Source organism: Salinimonas profundi (assembly GCF_014750655.1).
GTDB classification, from domain to species: Bacteria; Pseudomonadota; Gammaproteobacteria; order Enterobacterales; family Alteromonadaceae; genus Alteromonas; species Alteromonas profundi_A.
Map to the genome: position 1 here is coordinate 385,445 of NZ_JABBXD010000001.1, position 20,176 is coordinate 405,620.

Annotated in this window: 24 protein-coding genes; 7 read left to right on the forward strand and 17 right to left on the reverse strand. The window is 47.8% G+C overall.

Annotation, left to right across the window (positions count from 1 at the left end; translation table 11 throughout):
• Positions 1-8: 8 nt before the first annotated feature.
• Together HHX48_RS01650 and HHX48_RS01655 are read right to left on the reverse strand one after the other, a co-directional pair.
• Positions 9-434 carry a hypothetical protein gene (locus tag HHX48_RS01650; protein WP_191021891.1) on the reverse strand — a complete coding sequence of 142 codons (426 nt, stop codon included), beginning with the start codon at positions 432-434 and terminating at the stop codon, positions 9-11.
• A 104-nt stretch (positions 435-538) separates the two neighbouring features.
• Complete coding sequence (locus HHX48_RS01655; RefSeq protein ID WP_191021892.1) at positions 539-1,408, reverse strand: glycosyltransferase family 2 protein; 870 nt, start codon at positions 1,406-1,408, stop codon at positions 539-541.
• A 381-nt stretch (positions 1,409-1,789) separates the two neighbouring features.
• Between HHX48_RS01655 and HHX48_RS01660 the strand changes: the two genes are divergently transcribed.
• Genes HHX48_RS01660 through HHX48_RS01685 form a run of 6 tightly spaced genes read left to right on the forward strand, consistent with a single transcriptional unit; the run spans position 1,790 to position 6,202 of the window.
• Positions 1,790-2,635: a sulfurtransferase gene (locus tag HHX48_RS01660; RefSeq protein WP_191021893.1), complete on the forward strand. Its 846-nt coding sequence runs from the start codon at positions 1,790-1,792 to the stop codon at positions 2,633-2,635.
• Positions 2,632-3,336: a Sir2 family NAD+-dependent deacetylase gene (gene cobB, locus HHX48_RS01665; RefSeq protein WP_191021894.1), complete on the forward strand. Its 705-nt coding sequence runs from the start codon at positions 2,632-2,634 to the stop codon at positions 3,334-3,336. The genes HHX48_RS01660 and cobB overlap by 4 nt, the downstream gene beginning before the upstream one ends.
• A gap of 6 nt (positions 3,337-3,342) precedes the next feature.
• The gene (locus HHX48_RS01670) at positions 3,343-3,969 is read left to right on the forward strand and encodes a LysE family translocator (RefSeq protein WP_191021895.1); all 627 of its coding nucleotides are present in this window, start codon (positions 3,343-3,345) and stop codon (positions 3,967-3,969) included.
• A gap of 58 nt (positions 3,970-4,027) precedes the next feature.
• Positions 4,028-4,768: a DUF2189 domain-containing protein gene (locus HHX48_RS01675; RefSeq protein ID WP_191021896.1), complete on the forward strand. Its 741-nt coding sequence runs from the start codon at positions 4,028-4,030 to the stop codon at positions 4,766-4,768.
• Positions 4,761-5,567 (forward strand): glucosaminidase domain-containing protein, encoded by an 807-nt coding sequence (locus HHX48_RS01680; RefSeq protein ID WP_191021897.1) that lies wholly within the window; start codon positions 4,761-4,763, stop codon positions 5,565-5,567. Before HHX48_RS01675 ends, HHX48_RS01680 begins: the two co-directional genes overlap by 8 nt.
• Entirely contained in the window at positions 5,564-6,202 is a 639-nt protein-coding gene (locus tag HHX48_RS01685; RefSeq protein ID WP_191021898.1) for a DUF2987 domain-containing protein, read from the forward strand. Before HHX48_RS01680 ends, HHX48_RS01685 begins: the two co-directional genes overlap by 4 nt.
• Positions 6,203-6,206: 4 nt before the next feature.
• Here the strand turns inward: HHX48_RS01685 and rssA are convergent, their stop codons facing one another.
• The 12 genes from rssA to ccoN all read right to left on the reverse strand — a co-directional run bounded on the left by rssA (position 6,207) and on the right by ccoN (position 16,892).
• Positions 6,207-7,103: a patatin-like phospholipase RssA gene (rssA, locus tag HHX48_RS01690; protein ID WP_191021899.1), complete on the reverse strand. Its 897-nt coding sequence runs from the start codon at positions 7,101-7,103 to the stop codon at positions 6,207-6,209.
• 5 nt (positions 7,104-7,108) lie between these two features.
• Positions 7,109-8,038 carry a tRNA 2-thiocytidine(32) synthetase TtcA gene (gene ttcA / locus HHX48_RS01695; RefSeq protein WP_191021900.1) on the reverse strand — a complete coding sequence of 310 codons (930 nt, stop codon included), beginning with the start codon at positions 8,036-8,038 and terminating at the stop codon, positions 7,109-7,111.
• Positions 8,039-8,115: 77 nt separating this feature from the next.
• Positions 8,116-9,045 carry a universal stress protein UspE gene (gene uspE / locus HHX48_RS01700; protein WP_397541058.1) on the reverse strand — a complete coding sequence of 310 codons (930 nt, stop codon included), beginning with the start codon at positions 9,043-9,045 and terminating at the stop codon, positions 8,116-8,118.
• Between the two features lie 82 nt (positions 9,046-9,127).
• Complete coding sequence (gene fnr, locus HHX48_RS01705) at positions 9,128-9,862, reverse strand: fumarate/nitrate reduction transcriptional regulator Fnr (protein WP_191021902.1); 735 nt, start codon at positions 9,860-9,862, stop codon at positions 9,128-9,130.
• 20 nt (positions 9,863-9,882) lie between these two features.
• Complete coding sequence (locus HHX48_RS01710) at positions 9,883-10,557, reverse strand: sulfite exporter TauE/SafE family protein (RefSeq protein WP_191021903.1); 675 nt, start codon at positions 10,555-10,557, stop codon at positions 9,883-9,885.
• Entirely contained in the window at positions 10,550-10,741 is a 192-nt protein-coding gene (gene ccoS, locus HHX48_RS01715; RefSeq protein WP_191021904.1) for a cbb3-type cytochrome oxidase assembly protein CcoS, read from the reverse strand. Before ccoS ends, HHX48_RS01710 begins: the two co-directional genes overlap by 8 nt.
• Before the next feature lie 6 nt (positions 10,742-10,747).
• Positions 10,748-13,123 carry a heavy metal translocating P-type ATPase gene (locus HHX48_RS01720; protein ID WP_191021905.1) on the reverse strand — a complete coding sequence of 792 codons (2,376 nt, stop codon included), beginning with the start codon at positions 13,121-13,123 and terminating at the stop codon, positions 10,748-10,750.
• Positions 13,123-13,602, reverse strand: coding sequence for a FixH family protein (locus tag HHX48_RS01725; protein ID WP_191021906.1), 480 nt, complete (start codon positions 13,600-13,602; stop codon positions 13,123-13,125). Before HHX48_RS01725 ends, HHX48_RS01720 begins: the two co-directional genes overlap by 1 nt.
• 94 nt (positions 13,603-13,696) lie before the next feature.
• Complete coding sequence (ccoP, locus tag HHX48_RS01730; protein ID WP_191021907.1) at positions 13,697-14,656, reverse strand: cytochrome-c oxidase, cbb3-type subunit III; 960 nt, start codon at positions 14,654-14,656, stop codon at positions 13,697-13,699.
• A gap of 4 nt (positions 14,657-14,660) precedes the next feature.
• Entirely contained in the window at positions 14,661-14,834 is a 174-nt protein-coding gene (locus tag HHX48_RS01735) for a cbb3-type cytochrome oxidase subunit 3 (protein WP_139756190.1), read from the reverse strand.
• 1 nt (position 14,835) lies between these two features.
• Positions 14,836-15,444: a cytochrome-c oxidase, cbb3-type subunit II gene (gene ccoO / locus HHX48_RS01740; RefSeq protein WP_191021908.1), complete on the reverse strand. Its 609-nt coding sequence runs from the start codon at positions 15,442-15,444 to the stop codon at positions 14,836-14,838.
• Positions 15,445-15,458: 14 nt separating this feature from the next.
• Positions 15,459-16,892, reverse strand: coding sequence for a cytochrome-c oxidase, cbb3-type subunit I (ccoN, locus tag HHX48_RS01745; protein WP_191021909.1), 1,434 nt, complete (start codon positions 16,890-16,892; stop codon positions 15,459-15,461).
• A 187-nt stretch (positions 16,893-17,079) separates the two neighbouring features.
• On the opposite strand from ccoN, the gene HHX48_RS01750 reads away from it, so the two are divergent.
• Positions 17,080-17,508 (forward strand): hypothetical protein, encoded by a 429-nt coding sequence (locus HHX48_RS01750; protein WP_191021910.1) that lies wholly within the window; start codon positions 17,080-17,082, stop codon positions 17,506-17,508.
• 13 nt (positions 17,509-17,521) lie between these two features.
• Here the strand turns inward: HHX48_RS01750 and bfr (HHX48_RS01755) are convergent, their stop codons facing one another.
• The 3 genes from bfr (HHX48_RS01755) to HHX48_RS01765 form a co-directional block, all read right to left on the reverse strand.
• Complete coding sequence (gene bfr, locus HHX48_RS01755) at positions 17,522-17,989, reverse strand: bacterioferritin (protein ID WP_191021911.1); 468 nt, start codon at positions 17,987-17,989, stop codon at positions 17,522-17,524.
• The gene (gene bfr / locus HHX48_RS01760) at positions 17,986-18,465 is read right to left on the reverse strand and encodes a bacterioferritin (RefSeq protein WP_191021912.1); all 480 of its coding nucleotides are present in this window, start codon (positions 18,463-18,465) and stop codon (positions 17,986-17,988) included. Before bfr (HHX48_RS01760) ends, bfr (HHX48_RS01755) begins: the two co-directional genes overlap by 4 nt.
• 117 nt (positions 18,466-18,582) lie before the next feature.
• Complete coding sequence (locus HHX48_RS01765) at positions 18,583-20,175, reverse strand: cation:proton antiporter family protein (RefSeq protein WP_191021913.1); 1,593 nt, start codon at positions 20,173-20,175, stop codon at positions 18,583-18,585.
• Position 20,176 lies beyond the last annotated feature (1 nt).

Below are 20,176 nucleotides of genomic sequence, written 5' to 3' on the forward strand. Positions count from 1 at the left end.
AGAAAAATTTATTCACCGATAAAGTTGAGGACAGCCGGCGAGCCAAGCAGTTGCTGCGCTTTCTGGCACAAGTTTTCAATGGATTCAGAACCGGTGATCTGTAACCCGTCTGTATCATCAGCATCGTCCAGTGCATGGGCAAATATTTTGGCATTAACGGTAGAAGTCAGTATCAATAATCCTTTACATCCGTGTTCACTGAGCCTGGCAAGGTCTGTTTTCATCTGACGGGCAGCACTTTGTGTGATGGTGTGACTTATGTCCGGAATACTCAAAATAACCCAGTCATCCAGCTCCCGGGCCGTTTTTAAAATTGCCTGGCTCCATTTGTCGACTTGACGCGGGCTATACACGTCACTGGGAATATCGAAAACGACGTTATCTTTAACGAAGAATCGATACTTTTCAGGCTTACTTTTGTTGTTACCTGCCATCTACAGCAACCTCTTAGGCAAATAGTAAAGTCTATGCATGTTTATTAATAAACATAACAATTGGATCAACGGCCCGCTCAGAATCCGAGCGGGCATGGAAGTCATTATGCAGTCATGCGTGACGCATTGGCAGGTGTATTATGGTCAGATTCTTCACTAAGCGTTTCTACAACTTCCTCACTGGTAGGCAGTCGCAGCACAGAGAGGCCCTTTGTTTCATAATCTTTATTAACAAAGCCATTTTTTACAAACGCCGCGAGCCAGTGTGTTGCGGGATAATAACCCCACTTGCTATGAAACACATTCGCATTGGTGACAATATCCAACAAATGGTTGATAGGGTAGTCATAATTTGCACGATGTTGGGTATAAACATCAAAATTCAGGATCTCAAGTTCAATGCCGGCAACATTGCTACGGGTGGCAAAGTCAATATCGCCAATACCAAAGCCATGATATTGCTCATCGAACCCGCCGATACGGGTAAAATCAGCCTTGCTGATACCGAATACAGAAGAGCGGAATGCGGTATTGGCAGGAATGGGTTGATGATTCCCATGCACATGCTGCTTTTTATCCCGCTCAACCCGCGAAAAATCTGCATTTTCCGGCATATCCTTAACCTGTACGACCTTCGCGGTATACAACTTATTGGGTTGCCACTGTTCGATGGCGTGAGAGAAGAATGCTGGATGACACAGACAGTCGACATCGAGATGAAATATCAATTCATGCGAACAGGACGAGAAACCTTTATTTCTTGCTTGTGCAATAGGTAAATCTTCTGATGTCACAAAGCGATGATGAATCTGAAAGTGCGGGCTTTGAATCAGAGAGTTATCAGAGGGCGGCGCCATCCAGACAACAATCAGCTCTGCCGGCTTACGTTCAGCCTGCTCAAGATTGTTAATTAAGTTGGCGAGTTGCTGCGTCCGGTTTTTTACGATGGTCACAACACTAAAACGGTTTGACATCCGATTATCCTCTTTTGTCTGGTTTGAATGGAAACAACTGGTGTCCAATCGATCTCAACTGCTTAAAAGCAAAATACAAACCAAAAGGCAGACTGGCTAACCTTCTGTTTTAACAGGCAATGTAAAGGATAGTATTGTTATTATATGCAGTGGTTACTGAAAGAATTACATTGATTCAGTACAAACGCTGCGTTTTTTTCAGGCATTACTGAATAAGTATTATTCAGTAATGAATATATATTACAGGATGAGATAAGGATCACCAGCTTTTTATCTCATCGTGAATATTGGGTAACGTACAGCGATTTATTTTTATCACACTGACACGTATTATCAACGCATAAGAAATACGTTTACCACATCGTCGAAGGAACACTCGCTATGGCCCGGCTCTCAGATAATGCGCTTATTCAGCCTTCAAAGGTACACAGTCTTATGTCTGAGCAGCGGATATCGCTGGTGCGGGTAAAGATGAAAAATCCGGCTGATGCCTCTGATGATGATACATCAGCGTACTTGCCTGATTCTGTCAGTTTGGATTTGGACAAGCAGGGTAGCGATCATGCCTCTGCACTGCCACATATGCTGCCCGATACCCAAACTCTTGCAATTTTATTTGGGGAGTCAGGCATAAGTATGCAAACGCCTGTAGTGGTTTATGACAACAGAGGGCAGTTTTGCGCAGCAAGGGTCTATTGGATGTTAAGGGCCCTGGGTCATAACAATGTGAGTCTGCTTGACGGTGGCTTGCCGGCATGGCGCAATGCCGGCTATCTGATCAATTCAGAACCTGTTATACCCACGCGTCGACCGTTTGAACCCGCGCCGAAACCGGAATGGTTCGTAGATGCTGAAGCCGTATTACAAGCAATGACAGGGTCAGGGCAGATCGTTGATGCACGAAGCCCGGGCCGTTTCAGTGGACGCGAAGCTGATCCCAGACAGGGCGTCAGAGCAGGTCATATTCCAGGCTCGATCAATTTGCACTACCGTGAAGTGTTGAATGATGATGATACATTTAAATCGGTGCCGACATTAAAAACACTGTTACACAGTAAATCTATCGATCTCAACCAGCCAATAATCTGCTCCTGCGGCTCGGGGATAACAGCATGCATTATTGCTGTTGCACTGACATTATGTGGCGCCACCGACGTCAGTGTTTATGACGGAAGCTGGGCAGAGTGGGGTGCCGATCCCAGCCGACCGGTGGAGACGGATGCATGAAGCCTTCTGTAGTGGTACTGACAGGTGCAGGTATTTCAGCCGAATCAGGGCTTAAGACATTTCGTGATAATAACGGCTTGTGGGAAGAGCATCGTGTTGAAGACGTCGCGACGCCTGAAGCGTTTCATCACAATCCCGAACTGGTCTACCGCTTTTATAATTTGCGCCGGGCACAGTTGCAGCAAAAGGAGGTTTATCCGAATCCGGCCCATCAGGCACTAGCCCAGCTGGAGGCGGAACTGGGAGATCAGTGTTTGATCGTTACTCAAAATGTAGACAATTTGCACGAACGGGCTGGTAGCAAACGCGTATTACATATGCACGGCGAACTACTATCAGCACGGTGCCAGCGCTCTGGACGATCGCAATCGTTTACTGCTGCATTTGATGCAACAACACCCTGTGGATGCTGTACACCCTCAGGTACGTTGCGTCCGGATATTGTGTGGTTTGGCGAGATGCCGCTATACATGGATGAAATTGAACGCGCCTTGTCCAGTGCGGATATATTTATCGCTATTGGTACCTCCGGACAGGTCTACCCTGCTGCAGGTTTCGTTCAGGTAGCCAGACAATATGGCGCTAAAACGGTTGAGTTAAATACTGAAGCGCCAACCCGACCTGATGCATTTGACGATTATCGCCAGGGGCCGGCATCTGAAGTGGTGCCAGCCTATATTCAAACGTTGCTGGGTGAGTAAAGAAAAATGCAGGAATTTCTGACCATCGCCTTAATTCATTTTGTGGCAGTTGCCAGTCCGGGACCGGATTTTGCCATTGTGGTTCGCAACAGTGTGAGCTTCGGACGTCGGGCTGCCATGTATACCAGTATTGGTATCGGCCTGGCCATTTTCATTCATGTCACTTATTCCATTGTCGGATTAAGCGTGTTGATCAAAACAACCCCGTGGCTGTATACCGCAATCAGTTATCTGGCCGCTGCCTATCTGGTTTATCTCGCCGTTGGCGCGCTTAAGAGTGGTCCGCCGAAGGACGGCGCGCATGAAGTGCAAAACGGCGCGATACCGCAGGCAACATTATCGGATAAAAAGGCGTTGTGGGTTGGGTTTCTTACCAATGGACTCAATCCCAAGGCGACGTTGTTTTTTCTTTCGCTGTTTACAGCGTTCATTGATGTAAACACGCCGCTTAACGTTAAACTCGGTTATGGTATTTACCTGGCGGTGGCAACAGGCGCGTGGTTTTGCTTTTTATCCTATCTGCTCAGTACCAGCAAAGTCGCACAGTTAATAGGCAGTAAAGGATACTGGTTGGATCGGACAATGGGGGTTTTGTTGATAGGGCTTGCGTTGAAGCTGGTCTGGTCAGCCTGACACATGCTATATATTTTAGCGTATACTAGCGATGTAAATAATAAACACCGAGGTTCGCTTGTCTGATTCTTCATCGACTCAAAACGAAAATAAATTACAACGGGCACTGGATGGTAATTATGACTTTTCAGTGAAGGAAGTGCTGTCACGCGCGAATAATCTGGTACGTAATCATTATTCACTGTTACTTAGCGGCTGTGGCATCGTCTTTTTAATCTGTGCGCTCTTAATTTTTATTCTGATTTCTCAATACCCTTTGGATGCCCTGGCTGAAATTAGTCAGGGACAACAGTTTATGATCAATCTGGCAATTATTTTTCTGCTGACTCCGATTACCACAGCGATGACGGTACTGATGGCGGAAGCTGAAGAAGGGCGATCCGCATCTTTTTCAGAATTGCTTCGCTACGTCCCGGCTGTTTTACCGCTGGCGGTGGCCCAGCTACTAATGAGTATCCTCACGCAACTGGGAATGTGGTTACTGGTATTACCCGGGCTGTATCTTTTAGTGGCAACGTCTTTTACGCTGCCGTTAATTGCTGATAAAAAGCTGCCGATCACTCGTGCACTGGTGCTTTCCTGTCGTGTGGTGAATCGTTACCTGCCTGCCTTTGCACTTTTGTTTGTTATCTTTGTAGCATTAGGGTTTATTGCCTTATTTACGCTTGGCCTGGCGTTATTCTGGATTATGCCATTTTACTATGCGACGCTGGGATTACTGTACAGTGATTTATTTGGTATTGAACCCGCAGCGGCAACCGTAAGCAACACAAAGGATGAGTCTACTTTCGATGCATAAACGTGAAACCACTAAAATTGTTCTGATTACGATAGGCGTATTGGCGGTTATTGTTATAAATGCGTGGATACTGGCAACCCGTGAACCCGATATTCTGGATGTGCCGGAAACAGAGCAGGCATCAGAGCCGGTTCCTGATTTTGCCTCCTATGATGATGTAAAAAGTCGCAAAGAAGCATTTTACAATTACCTGCGTCCGGAAGTAGAAAAGCAGAACGACTATCTGTTATCACTTCGTCACTATCTTCAAACGTTGCAGCGAAAACGCAGTAGCGGTGAATCACTGGATGAAGACGACATTGAGCGTATCGACTGGCTGGTGGATGAATACAAGGTAAAGCCGGAAAAGGATACTGCCGGGCGTTTGACGACATTGCTCAACCGCATTGATATTTTACCTGTTGAACTCGTCCTGGCGCAGGCTGCGAATGAGTCTGCATGGGGCACAAGTCGTTTTGCTCAGGAAGGGTATAACTTCTTCGGATTATGGTGTTTCAGAAAAGGGTGTGGCTTTGTACCGTCTAAACGCACCCGCGGTGCTTCTCATGAAGTCGCCAAGTTTGATAACTTATCCCGCGCCACCTATACCTACATGCGAAATATTAACCGCCACAATGCCTATAGTGATTTACGCGATATTCGAGCGCGCTTACGCCGTAATCAAAAAGAAATTACAGGTATGGCCCTGGCAGAAGGCCTGATGAACTATTCGCAACGCGGGGCGGCTTATGTCGAAGAGCTTCAGTCTATGATGCGGTTCAACCGTGAATACCTGACGGAAGAGCAGGCCTCAGAATGAAAAACTGGATAACCGGTGCATTATTATTATTTTGCTCACAGCCTGCTTTCGCTGAACTGCTGGAGGTTGAGTACAGCCGCTTTTACAGCCATTTGCGTAAATTAAACGGTGATGATGTACAGGCACTGGAATTTGCCTTTGGTTTCAGCCGGGTGGGAGAAGGCCGCCTGTGTGAAATTCAAAAAGCTGAAATTGTGACTGATAAAAAGACGATGCCGATAACGGTCACCAGTGAGCAACGTTTTACATTGCCACAGGAAAAAGCGCTAAAGCTGGCCAGTGCGATGATCCGGATTGAATTGGAAGAGGCGGCAAATGTCTGTGATATGTCGGTACAGTTACAAACTAAACCTGAATACCTTAAAACATATTACAGCGCTGATGAGCTGGCGATGCTGATAGAACAGTATGAAGCGTTTTTTAACGAAATGGGAAGCTTTCTGTCTTTTATGATGCCATCGGTGAAGGGACTGACTTTTCAGTTTGACGATGACAACATGAGTCGACCGGTAAAAAATGCACCGAATATCAACGCTGGTTATCTGCAACTGCCTAAAGCCTGGTTAAAGCAGAAAAAGGCGCTGACGCTACCTGAGAAACCGTTACGCGTAACTGCTATTGCATCACGCGACTAAAATGTCAGCCTAAAACCAACTGGTAGCGGATCTGCTCCGCCAATCTGTTTACGGTCTCTTCGCCTTTTTGACACAGCTCTTCTGCGCGATGGAATTCAAGCAGCCCCACATCGGCAAGGTTTGGCTCAATCAGCACATCGGGGGGATCGCCTGCCAGCCTGGAGCGGGTCACTCTGGCCTGTAAAATCTCTAATGAACTGCTCATGACGCTTAAAATACCAGGCGGTGTTGTTTCGTCAGGGCCTTTGTCCGGCGATAACCACTGACGAATGGCACTGGAACTCTTTTGTAGAAAATGGTCGGTCTTACGCTCATTTTCCTCGTGTTCTTCTTCCTGCTTTTCCAGCCGCTGAGGCTTGAAATCAGCATTAAGGTTGATAGCAATGACAAAATCAGCGCCCATCTGACGACATAAGTTAACCGGAACCGGATTAACCACTGCGCCATCGACCAGCCAGCGGCCCTCATAGGCAACCGGGCTAAACAGAGCAGGAATGGCACAGGAAGCCTGAATAGCCTCACTTGCCGGGCCTTGGGTAAACATGACTTCCCGCCCGGAATGTAAATCCGTCGCAACCACAGCGAACTGCTTTTCCATCTCTTCAAAGGTGGGTGCGCATAGATCGTCCTGCAGTTTTTTAAACACCTTTTGCCCACTGGCCAGGCCGCCGCGGCGGATCCCTATGCCCATCAGTGACAGCACCTGCCATTCGGTGAGTGAGCATGACCAGGTTTTCAGTTCATCCAGCTTACCGCTGGCATAGGCAGCACCCACATACGCACCGATGGAGCATCCTGCCACGATGTCTATTTTGACACCCAACTTCTCCAGCGCTTGTATTATCCCTATATGTGTCCATCCGCGGGCAGCACCCGCACCCAGTGCTATTCCTATCTTCATAAATCCTAATCCGCTAAGTTTACAACCTGCACCACGCCAGATTTTTGCTCACTTTCCTCTGAAAAAGTCGGGCTGTCAAACGCCGTATCGCCATCCGCGACGGCAGAATCAGAACGTTCGATACCATTAAAATCGTACAGTGACCTGTCAAGGAGATGCGAGGGCGCAATATTTTGCATCGCCTTGAACATTGACTCAATTCTACCCGGGAAACGACGATGCCAGTCCTGCAGCATATGTTTAATATTCTGGCGCTGTAGATTTTCCTGCGATCCGCACAGGTTACAGGGGATGATCGGAAACGCGACGGCGGTAGCATATTTTTCAATATCCGCTTCATTACAGTATGCCAGTGGGCGAATAACAATGTGCTTACCGTCATCACTGACCAGTTTTGGTGGCATCGACTTCAGCTTTCCGCCATGAAACATGTTCAGAAACAATGTTTCGAGCATGTCATCACGATGGTGGCCCAGCGCAATTTTCGTCGCACCCAGTTCGGTCGCTGTACGATATAAAATCCCACGACGAAGTCGTGAGCATAGCGAACAGGTGGTTTTACCTTCCGGAATTTTATCTTTTACAATGGAGTAGGTGTCTTCCTCAACAATCTGATAGTCCACGCCCAATTCGTCAAGGTACTCGGGAAGAATGTGTTCAGGGAAGCCTGGCTGTTTCTGATCAAGGTTTACCGCGACAAGGTCAAAACGAATCGGCGCAATTTTCTGTAAAAACAGAAGTATATCCAGCATCGTATAACTGTCTTTACCACCAGACAGGCAAACCATCACTTTATCGCCGTCTTCTATCATCGAGAAATCGCCGATGGCTTTACCGACATTTCTGCGCAGGCGCTTCTGTAATTTATTAAAACTGTATTTCTGCTTGCTCTGCGCGCTGTGGCTAGAGATTTTATCGCTGGCTGACTGACTCATAGTTTACAACTTGGAATACAAAACCCCGATTATACAAAAGCCAGGCCCCTGACGTCATCCCGTACACCAGGTTTTTATCAAACCAGTTGGATCGGCGATTCAAACCCGTCGGGCTTAACAGCCAGTACGTCACAGTGCAGTGTGTCGATAACATGTTCTGCTGTATTGCCTATAAACGCAGCAGACAAGCCAACCCTGCCTACCGTGCCAATAACCACAAGCTCGGCATCAAGTTCATGGGCTTTTCTGGCGACAACCTGTTCTGGCAGCCCTTCTTCAACATGGCAGCAATGCGGATCGATTTTAAATTTCTTTCGGTGTGCCGTCATTTCCTGCATGTGATGGTCGTGGACGGAGCGATGATAGGCTTCGGTATCAAATTCGGGAATTTCAATAGCAATACTGATAGGTGCACGCGGGTAGGCGTTTACCAAGTGGACAGTCCCCGTCAGGAGGGTTCCATAATCACGGGCAATCTCCGTGAGTTTGTCATTCAATCTGGCGTGTTCTAAATCGTCTGTACCGACATTCACCGCAGCAAGAATATTACCCTGAGGCGGCCAGGCATGATCTTTTACCATCAGCACCGGCATCGGCGCTTTTCTCATCAGGTGCCAGTCAGTAGGTGTAAAGATAACAGACACTAAATCATCTGCTTTTTTACTGGCTTTGATAATAATGTCCGCGTGATGTGCCATTGCCGTGCGAATTATCGCCTCAAAGTCACGACTTTCCCATTTAACGACAATTTCTATTTCAATATCACTGTTGTGCGAGTCGATAATGTCCTGTACCCATTGCGTGCGATCCTTGATTACCGCATTGCGCATTGCTTCGCGCTCGTCTGAAGACAGCATCGTTGTCATTTCGTAGGAAAAATCGTAGGCCACATACAGAGCAGTTATCTGAGCTCCGGTTTTCGCTGCAAGTTCAAGGGCCCGGGACAGGGCAGGCTGAGTGGAAAGATCGTTGTCGATCACCACCAATAGGGAGTTGTAATTAATCACCGTCGCCTCCGACATTTGCATCAATACCTCTATTGAGTGTAGTTCGCAAAAGCCGGAAGAACCTTGTTTTAAATCAAAAAAGTTAGCGGCAAGCGGTTGTCAGCGTAATGCCTTTAAGTTTTTCGTTTACTTTGTCGAAATCTAGAATTGTGATCAGCTTTCCTGACACTTCAATGACGCCTTCCTTTTGGAAACGGGTGAGAAGCCGGCTGATTGTTTCTACGGTCAGCCCAAGATAATTGCCGATTTCGCTGCGGGTCATAGACAGATTAAACTGACGATGAGAGTAGCCACGCTCTTCAAACCTGTTGGACAAGCGAGCAATAAAATACATCAACCGTTCTTCGGCCGTACGCCGGTTTAACAGCATCATCATTTCATGATCATGCTTTATCTCTGCACTCATAAAACTCATGATTTGCTGACGAAGTTTCGGAAAAGAGACCGACATCTCATCAAGCGTATCGTACGGTAGCTCGCAGACCATTGCCGTTTCCAGTGCCTTGGTATAAATCTGGTGCTGCTGCTCGCGCAAACCATCAAAACCGATGATGTCTCCGGGCAAATGGAACGCCACAATTTGCTCTTCGCCTTCAGGATCACTGATAAAGGATTTGAATGAACCGGACCTGACTGCATAAAGGGCATGAAATTTATCACCGGCTTGGATAAGCGTATCGTTTTTATGCAGCGGCTTCTTACGCTCCACAATGTCATCCAATGATTCGACTTCGGTTTTATTCAATGCAACGGGCAGACACAAGTGACTGAAGCTACAATTTTGACAATGGATTGAAAATTCAGATGGCGCAGCCATGTCTGCTTCCTTTTTCAGCGCTAAATAGTTAACCACATACGAAATGCGTTAAATAACAATAGTGTAGCAAATGCAGCCAACAGAGCAGAGATGATTTGTCTGATTATTGGCTTTTGCAGGGCGTTGACCAGCCAGTGCGCCCCGACACTTGTTGCAATGAGTGCAGGCAATGTACCCAAACCGAAACACAGCATGATTTGCGCACCGTTGAACGCGCCGCCACTGGCCAAAGACCATGTTAATACTGAATAAACCAGCCCACAAGGTAGCCAGCCCCATATAATACCATAAGGTAATGCCGCTAAGGGGGAGGAGAATGGAACCAGTTTGCGGGAAAGCGGTTGTACTCTTTTCCAGACGTGTTGCCCGATGCGTTCAAGACGGGTCAGGCCCATCCACCAGCGCCCCAGGTACGCCGCCATTGCCAGCAGCATGATACCGCTTAGCGTTGCCAGTATTGGGCCCGCGACAGGTATAAAAGACGACGACATCTGGCCAAGGCCACCGGCGATGGCGCCAGCGACTGTGTAACTGCTTATTCGGCCAACATTGTAGCTGACAGTATAAGGCCAGTGGCTTTCATGAGAGGGCGAAGCCAGGCGCAATGCTGATGCGATACCGCCGCACATGCCGAAACAATGTAATCCGCCGGCCAGGCCAATGAGAAATGCTGAGAACCCGGAGAATTCAGTCATTCATTTTCTTTCGCTCATCGGCCAGCTTTTTTTCTTCTGGTGGTAAATCATCATCAAATAAAATGCTGTAACCCTGCCGATCGAGATCTTCAAATTGATTACTGCGCACTGCCCAGAAGAATATTCCTATAGCGATCGCGACAATGAGTATGGCCAGGGGGATAAGTACATAAATAATGGACATAACCGGTCACCTGAGTAATCGAGTGGAATTGAATACAACAATCATACTACTAATTGACATGCCTATCACAGCCATCCAGGGTGCCAGTAAACCACTGATCGCAAGAGGCAGCACTAACAGATTGTATCCCAGAGCCCACGCCATATTCTGGCGGATTACTGATTTCGTTCTTTTGGCCAGGTAGAAAACCGTATGCAGCGCATCGAGCCTTGGTGAGAGTAAAATGATATCCGCCGAGGTTTTTGCAATATCAGTAGCATTTCCCACAGCAACAGAGATATCAGATTGCGCCAGTACCGGCGCGTCATTTATGCCGTCGCCCAACATCATTATACGCGAGCCGGAGGATTGTATCTCGCCGACCTTTTGTCGCTTTTGTGCCGGGGTCAGAGCAAAATAGCATTCATCAATTTCCAGCTCTGCGGCGACGCGTTCGACGTTCGCTCGTGTATCGCCACTTAAAATTACTTTTCTCAAAGCATTAAAATGCCTAAGCGTGTCTTTGACACCGGGCTTGATCGCATCGCTGATTTGCCAGGCCGCAATGATCGTGCTGTTACAGGCTAAAAAGACGTTGGCAGAAAACCCGACCAGCGGTACCTCATTATCAAAAAAAGACGATGAGCCGACTTTGTACTGATTCGCATCAATGGTGCCACGAATGCCCTGACCCGGTATAATTTCAAACTCTTCCAGCGCTAACAGATGATCAGCACTAAACAGACTGGCGATAGGATGCTCAGAGCGAGCCTCCAGTGTAGCCATGATGTGATCAATATCATGGCCGGTCCAATTTTCTGCGTGCCAGCGATTAATGATGGAAAATTTACCGTCTGTCAGTGTGCCGGTCTTATCCAGTGCCAGTACATCGCAGTCTGCCACAGCCTCCAGTACATCGGCCCGTTTTACCAGGATACCCTGTTTATTCAGACTGGCAACGGCGCAGGTTAGTGCGGTCGGGGTGGCTAGTCCCAGCGCACAGGGGCAGGTGGCTACAAGCACGGCTACCATAATCCATAGCGCGTCCTGAGGTTGTTGGTGAAACCAGTACCAGTACGTCAGGGCAGCAACCGTCAACACGGCAAGGACAAAGTACTGTGACAGCTTATCTGCTGCAAGCGCAAGGCGGGGGCGGGCGGCCATCGCTTCGCTTTGCATTCGTAGAATTTGATTGACCAGGGAATATTTCAGCGGATTTGTTACGCAGACATAAATTGTCTGTTGCTGAGTGACGGTACCACCAAACACCTGATCGCCCGGGCGCTTGAGAACGGGGGTAAATTCACCGGTCAGCATCGATTCATCTATCGTAGCCTGGCCTTTAACAATGGTTCCATCAACAGGGATGACTTCACCAGCTTTAACCATAACGGTCTGACCAGCCTGAAGACGTTTGGCAAGACAACTGGTGAGCGTATCGCCGTCTACAACGGTTGCGGTCATGGGAATGTACTGCAGCATATTCGCCGAAATTTGCATTGCTTTGTGTCGACTGCGGTGTTCTGCATAGCGGCTGAGCAGCAGCAGGAAGATAAACATACAGATAGACTCGAAATACACTTCATTACCTGCGGTAACGGTCGTATATACGCCTGCGAAGTAGGTAACACCGATTGCCAGTGTCACCGGTACATCCATGTTTACCGTACGGGCCTGAAGTGCATTTATCGCACCTAAATAGAATGTCGAGCCAGAATAGAATACAACGGGCGTTGTCAGTACCAGTGCAACCCAGTAAAAATACTGTTGCATCTGTGATGACATGTTATCCAGCAGGTCGAAGTACATGGCCGCCATCAGCATCATTACCTGCATTGTCATCAGCCCGGCCAGCCCCAGCTTTTTTATAAACCGTTTTTGCTCAGCAGCATAAGATGCCTCATGCTTATCAGCCTGAAACGGAAAGCCGGTATAGCCAATTTTTCGCAACCGCTGGATGATAGCACTGAGTGAGACTTGCTGATTGTCCCACTTTATCCAGGCACGACGCTGTGCGATATTCACCGAAACCTGACATATTCCTTCCAGCCGGGAAAGCTGTTTTTCGATGAGCCAGCCACACGCCGCGCAGGTGATCCCCTCTATGGTAAGCTGAATTTCATGGGTTGTTTCGTTATGAACGACAAAATCGTCCTGCAGTTGTGGATCATCATACATACGCAGACGCGATAATACCGCCGCATCTGGCAACGATGCCTGCTCTGCATTTTCGGTTCTGAACTGGTAATAATCTTCCAGACCGTTATCAACGATAGCCTGCGCCACAGCCTGGCACCCCGGACAACAAAAGTTGCGACTTTGTCCCAACACGTCGGCTGTAAAAGGGTTGTTCAGCTGATTAGGCTGGCCACAGTGATAGCACTGCTCACAAGGATATTGCATCAGGGTTTAAGATAAATCGTATCTTGCGCCGGTAACCATATCTGCTTTTGGATTTTCCATGATTCATCAACGGGCTCCAGTGTCATGCGCCACTTCCCGGCGACCATAGCGTCACTATAACCACGGTATAATCCATTTGCATCCCGGCTTAGCAGTATTGCGAAATCTTTCGTCTGCTGAGTTGTGTGATAAAACGACAGCCTGATGGCAGTACCTTCCTGAGGAATACCGGAATGAAACTCCAGCGCGACGGCGCCCTCTGTAATCGTTACATCGGCGGTGATATTACGGCGCTTTGCTTCATGTTCGCGGGCCAGGCTCGCATTGATTGCTTTACCTTCTTTGTAATAATCATCAACCACCAGACTGTCCTGTGTTGATACCGCCAACTTCAACAATACACCGCCCATCACCATCGTGATCACCGGCACGGCAATTAAAAACCAGGGCCAGAATTGCTTATACCAGGGCTCTTCCATATGAATACTCTATGACAACGTATAAAAAGGCGAAAATTGAGAAAAGTACGAGTGGAGTAAAACGCAGCCCTGTCGCCAGGACAGGGCATGCACGCTATTCAGGTTGATGAGATAAGCTGTAAACGTATGCAGCAACAACGTGGATTTTATCCTCACCCAGCGTTTGTTTAAAGGATGGCATAACGCCGTTTCTGCCATAGGTCAGGGTTTCGGTAACAGCGCGTTTACTGCCGCCATACAGCCAGATATTGTCGGTCAGGTTAGGCGCGCCAAGCGCCTGGTTGCCTTTACCATCCGGACCGTGACAAGCAGCACACACGGCAAAACGGGCTTCGCCCTTATCCGCGAGTTGCTGATCCACCTTACGGCCGCTTAAGCTCAGCACATAGGCAACAACTTCTTCAATGCCTTGTTCACCCATGGCATCAAGCCAGGCAGGCATGGCAGCCTGTCGGCCGTTAATCAGCGTTTCCTTTATTTTCGCGCCGCTACCGCCATACAGCCAGTCGTCATCGGTCAGATTAGGGAACCCGCCATTCTGGCCACGAGCATCCGAGCCGTGGCATTGAGAACAGTTTTGTAGAAATAAGCGTCGGCCAATTTTTACCGCATCTTCATCAAAGGCGAGCTCTTCTACGGGCACTTTTGCGAAGGCTTCGAAAATAGGATCAAAGCGTTCTGCAGCTTTTGCCAGCTCAACGTCATACTGCACATAATCGCCACTTTCCATGGCATCCTGACGAGCCTGTCTGGACTCTTCCATTGACTGGATATTCTGATTTGAGCTTTTCCAGTCCCACAAACCTTTGTAACTGCCCAGTCCCGGATAGAGCGCCAGGTATACCAGACCAAAAACGATGGTTACATAAAAAAGAATGGTCCACCACTTTGGCAGGGGATTATTGACCTCTTCGATGCCATCAAACTGATGACCCATGCTTTTGCCTTCTTCTACACCGGCAAAATTCTTCAGGCACCAGCGTAGCAAGAAGAAGCAACCTATTATGCTGCCCAAAGTTATGACTGAAATCCAGATTGTCCAAAACATGCTCATGAGCTCAAGACTCCCGCTTATCTTTTTTTATGCGCTCTTTGTCTTCATCTGCAAAGGGCAGGTTGGCTGCATCGTCAAATTTCTTTTTATTGCGGCCGCTAAATGCCCACCAGACTACGCCGGCGAAACAAACAAAAACAACAATTGTAAAAATCGTGCCTATTAATCCCTGATCCATATTATTTCAGATGTGTGCCAAGGGACTGTAAATAAGCGACCAGAGCGTCCATCTCGGTTTTACCCCGAACGGCTGCCTGCGCGCCTGCAATATCTTCGTCTGTATACGGCACGCCAAAGCCACGGAATATTTCCATTTTTTCTGCTGTTTCGTCGCCGGTAAGTGTATTTTCCAATAGCCATGGAAAACCTGGCATATTTGATTCAGGTACCACATCACGTGGGTTGCGAAGATGGGCAATGTGCCATGCGTCACTGTAACGGCCGCCCACTCTGGCCAAATCAGGTCCGGTGCGCTTGGAACCCCACAGGAACGGGTGCTCCCAAACGGATTCACCTGCCACGCTGTAATGACCATAGCGCTCGGTCTCTGCACGAAACGGGCGAATCATTTGTGAATGGCAGCCAACACATCCTTCTCGTATATAAATGTCACGGCCTTCTAACTCCAGCGCCGTATAAGGACGCAGGCCTTCCACTGGTTCCATTGTCTGTTGCTGAAACATCAGTGGCGTAATCTGAACCATCGCACCAAAGCTGATAGCAACCAGAATCAGCACGGTCAGTAAGCCAACATTCTTCTCAATAATCTCGTGGACATTTCTTTTCACGTGACGACTCCTTGTTATGCCGGCTGTGTGGCAGGATCAGCGGCAATACTGCCCTTAGGCGCTTTAATGGTGCGATACGCGTTGTACGCCATCACCAGCATACCAGCGACCACAAAACATCCACCGATAAAGCGAACCACGTAGTAGGGTTTAGACGCTTCCAGTGATTCCACAAAGCTGTACGTCAACGTGCCATCGGCGTTTACTGCACGCCACATCAGGCCCTGCAGTACACCCGAGAACCACATTGCTACGATATATAGCACTACGCCGATGGTTGCCAGCCAGAAATGCACATTCACCAGGCGCGTGCTGTACATGGCGCGCTGTCCGAACAGATGCGGAATAAGGTGATACACCGAGCCGATAGAAATCATCGCGACCCAACCAAGTGCACCGGAGTGAACGTGGCCGATTGTCCAGTCAGTGTAGTGGGACAGGGCATTAACCGTCTTAATCGCCATCATTGGTCCTTCAAACGTGGACATACCATAGAAGGTCAACGAGACGACCAGAAAGCGCAGCACCGGGTCGGTGCGTAACTTATGCCATGCACCCGAAAGCGTCATAATACCGTTGATCATGCCGCCCCATGAGGGGACAAATAAGATGATTGACATCACCATGCCCAGCGATTGTGTCCAATCAGGCAGGGCAGTGTAATGCAAGTGGTGAGGACCGGCCCAGATATACAAAGAAATCAGTGCCCAGAAGTGAACAATGGATAAACGATAGGAGTAAACCGGGCGACCTGCCTGCTTGGGTACAAAATAATACATCATGCCCAGAAAGCCAGCCGTCAGGAAAAAGCCAACTGCGTTATGTCCGTACCACCACTGCATCATGGCATCTACGGCACCGGCGTATAATGAATAGGATTTAGTGAACGAGACCGGAATGGCCATACTGTTGCCGATATGCAGAATCATAACGGTTAATATAAAAGCGCCATAAAACCAGTTAGCCACGTAAATGTGAGAAACTTTACGGATGACAATCGTGCCGAAAAAGTTAATGCAGTAGGCAATCCAGACCAGCGCGATAAGAATATCAATAGGCCATTCCAGTTCTGCATACTCTTTGGATGAGGTCATGCCCAGTGGCAGCGTGATAATCGCGGCAACAATGACAGCCTGCCAGCCCCAAAAGGTAAACGCAGCCAGTTTGTCGCTGAACAGTCTGACCTGAGACGTTCGTTGAACCACATAATAAGAGGTGGCAAACAACGCACTTCCGCCAAAAGCGAAAATAACCGCGTTAGTATGCAGTGGGCGTAACCGGGAAAATGTCAGCCAGGGAAGGTCGAAATTAAGCGCAGGAGCGAATAACTGGGCAGCAATAAACACCCCCAAACCCATCCCTATGATTCCCCAAACGATCGTCATAACGGTAAACTGACGTACAACCTTATAATTGTATGTCGGTTGTGCTTGGCTTATGTCACTCATTTTATTGAATCTTCCACATCAATGAACACAGGCACAGTCAATCGTGCAAAAAGCGCCCAAATTGGTCAATTGGTACGCGATGATAATGTTTTTATATACAAAAAGATAGCACAAGAATCATCAGTTTGATTCAGGTCAATAAATCAGCATACTAAAATGATAGTAAAGTAGTAGTTACACAAAATTCATGAATAAATTAAGCCGTTCTTCCCGAGTCATCATCAGCGTTTTTATTGCCGCTGCAGCATTATCCGTCATCGCAATGTGGATGCTTTCCTCAAAGGCGCCGGTAAGCAGTTGTGTTGTAGATACTACTTCATGTGGTATCGATACAGCGGGTGGTAGCCTGAATATTGAACTTGATATGCAGCCTGCACCTGAAGAGCAAATTAATTTTACGCTAATAACACCAGCGCCTTTTCACGTGGAGGATATCGTGCTCGAAGGTGACGAAATGTATATGGGCAAGGTGCCTGTGTTTGTTAAAAGTAACGAAGATAACGTCATCGAAGGGTGGTTCATGCTGGGCAGTTGCAGCCAGGTTTCTATGCGATGGCGGATGCAGATAAAAATAAAGGGCCACAAAGACCCTTTTACCGTTTATCTGGATGTATGAATGCTGTCTGCGATTACATTTGAGATTGCAAATAGTTGGGCAGCCCCAGCATTTTTATTAGCCTGAGCTGTTGTTCCAGCCAATGGGCGTGGTCCATTTCAGTATCGTCAAGCAACTCAATAAGCATATCCCGGGTAACAAAGTCGCTTTCCTGTTCACACAGAGCGATCACTTCACGTAACTTCGCATCCACTTCATACTCAACGCGCAAATCGCTTTCAAGCATTGCGGGCACATCTTCACCCACTTTGAACCCGGTGCGGGTTTGCATATCCGGGGTGCCTTCCAAAAACAGCATGCGTTCAATCAGCTTTGTAGCATGACCACGCTCATCGTCAAATTCGTGATCAATCCGCTCGTACAGTTTGTTCAGACCCCAATCAAGATACATCTGTGAGTGAATGAAGTATTGATCCATGGCTGCCAGTTCGTAGGCAAGCAGCTCATTAAGTCCAGAAACTATTTTTGCATTGCCTTTCATTCGTCATCTCCGATTACCTGGGTTTGAAGATAATTTTCCAGACCCAGCGCACCAATCTGATACTCCTGGGTTTCAAGCCAGTCCAGGTGCTCTTCTTCATATTCTAAAATGGATTCAAGCAGATCACGACTGACGTAATCCTGCTTCTGTTCACACAGTGCAATACTTGTCTTTAACTGCGGGATTTGTTCCAGCTGAAATTTCGTATCGCAGGCCAGCATTTCTTCAGGGGTTTCACCGATATACAGTTTTCCCAGCGCCTGAAGATTAGGCAGACCCTCAAGAAATAAAATACGCTCGATGAGATCGTCTGCCTGCTTCATGTCCTTGATGGATTTTTTATAATTACGTTCGTTAAGATTGTGAATGCCCCAATTTTTGAACATTCGGGCATGCAGAAAATATTGATTGATGGATGTCAGCTCACTGGTCAGAACGTCGTTCAGTGAGGCGATTACCTGCCGATCACCTTGCATGGGGAATCCTTAAAAAAAATGTGGTGTAGAGTATAATTCATTAAAGGCTAGACGTCAAAAAAACCTTTTAAAACAGACACATACAAATGTGAATGATTATCAACGCTAACTTTGTTTTCATTTGGCTGGAACGACAACATCCTGATTTGCATGAACATATGCCAGGCTTTCTTCAGCAAAACCCAATCCGGCTTCAGTAAAGAAGTTGAAAACTTTGTCTACGCCGTTCTCCAGCAAAGCATTCACTTCATCTTCGTAGCGGGCAATAGCAGCCACTTTGCCGTTAAAACCAGCGTGTTTTAGTTGACCAGTAATATTTATTGCATCCTCAATGGAGGGTAAGGCGAGTAAGATAAGCTCCGCATTTGAGATATCCAGGTTATCCCATAGGTCGATATCTTCACCATCGCCGCAAATTACATTGAGCCCTTGCGCTTTGAGACGTCGTATTTTGACCCGATCAGCATCCATGCCGACCACTCGGCTGTTTACCAGTTTGCTGAGCGACTGGAATGCGCCCATACCGACGCGACCCATACCGATGACGATAAATTGCGCGTCATTCAAGCTCGGGTAGATATCTTCCGGTAAGCGTTTGTCACGCTCAAACCGGGTGATCTTATCTTTAATGCGGATATAGCGGCTATGGGAATTTCTGTACAGCAAACTGGTGATGACAAAAGAGAGCGATACGCTCAAGGCTAATACCACCAGCCATTTATCACTCAGTAACCCCAACGATACGGCTAACGATCCGACGATAAGCCCGAACTCACTGAAATTACTTAGCACCAGACTTGTAAGGTAACTTGTCCGGGCGCGAAGCTGTAGAGTGGTCATCAGCGCAAAGAAAAGAAAGGCTTTGAACGGAAGCATCAGGCAGACAATCACCGCCATTGTCAGCATGGGCCCATCGGGGAGGGCGGTCAGGCCAATAGATAAAAAGAAGCCAATCAAAAACAAATCTTTGAATGCCAGAAGCGATTTTGACAGTTCAGTGGCTTTGGCGTGTTTGGCTAATAACATGCCGATGAGCAGCGCGCCTAAATCTCCCTTAATACTCACCAGTTCGAACAACTGATAAGCACCCAGTGCCAGAATAAAACCCGTCAGCGGCAGCAATTCGCCGTGCCCCGATTTATTCAGCACTTTATTAAGAAGGGGTAACGCCGGAAAAACCAGCAGTAACGCCAGAGCCCAGACGGAGGGCAATTTTCCTGTTGCAGCGACCATGAACACAACAGCGAAAACATCCTGCATGACCAGTACGCCAATAGCCAGCCTGCCATGGCGGGTTTTGCCTTCACCGGCTTCCTCAAGAATTTTGACAACACATACCGTACTGGAAAAGCTCAGGGCAAAGGCGATAAGTGCAGCGCTTTGAAAATCGATAGTGCCGGTGATATTGCCCATTATCGCAGCGATACTGTATAACGCACCGGTGACGACCATGACCCAGATTACTGTATGAGAGACACTGCCGGCCCAGACTTCCCGCCGGCTCAGGTCTTTTACGTTCAGTTTTAAACCGATAGTAAACAGCATTATCGTGATGCCGAGATCAGCGATTTGCTGAAGCTGAACAGATGCGGTGAAACCCATCGCATTAAGAATAAAGCCTGCCGCAAGATAGCCAACCATGGGAGGAATGCCTGCCATTTTTACCGTCAGGCCGCATAAAAAGGCAAACAAAAGAAAGATATATTCCATA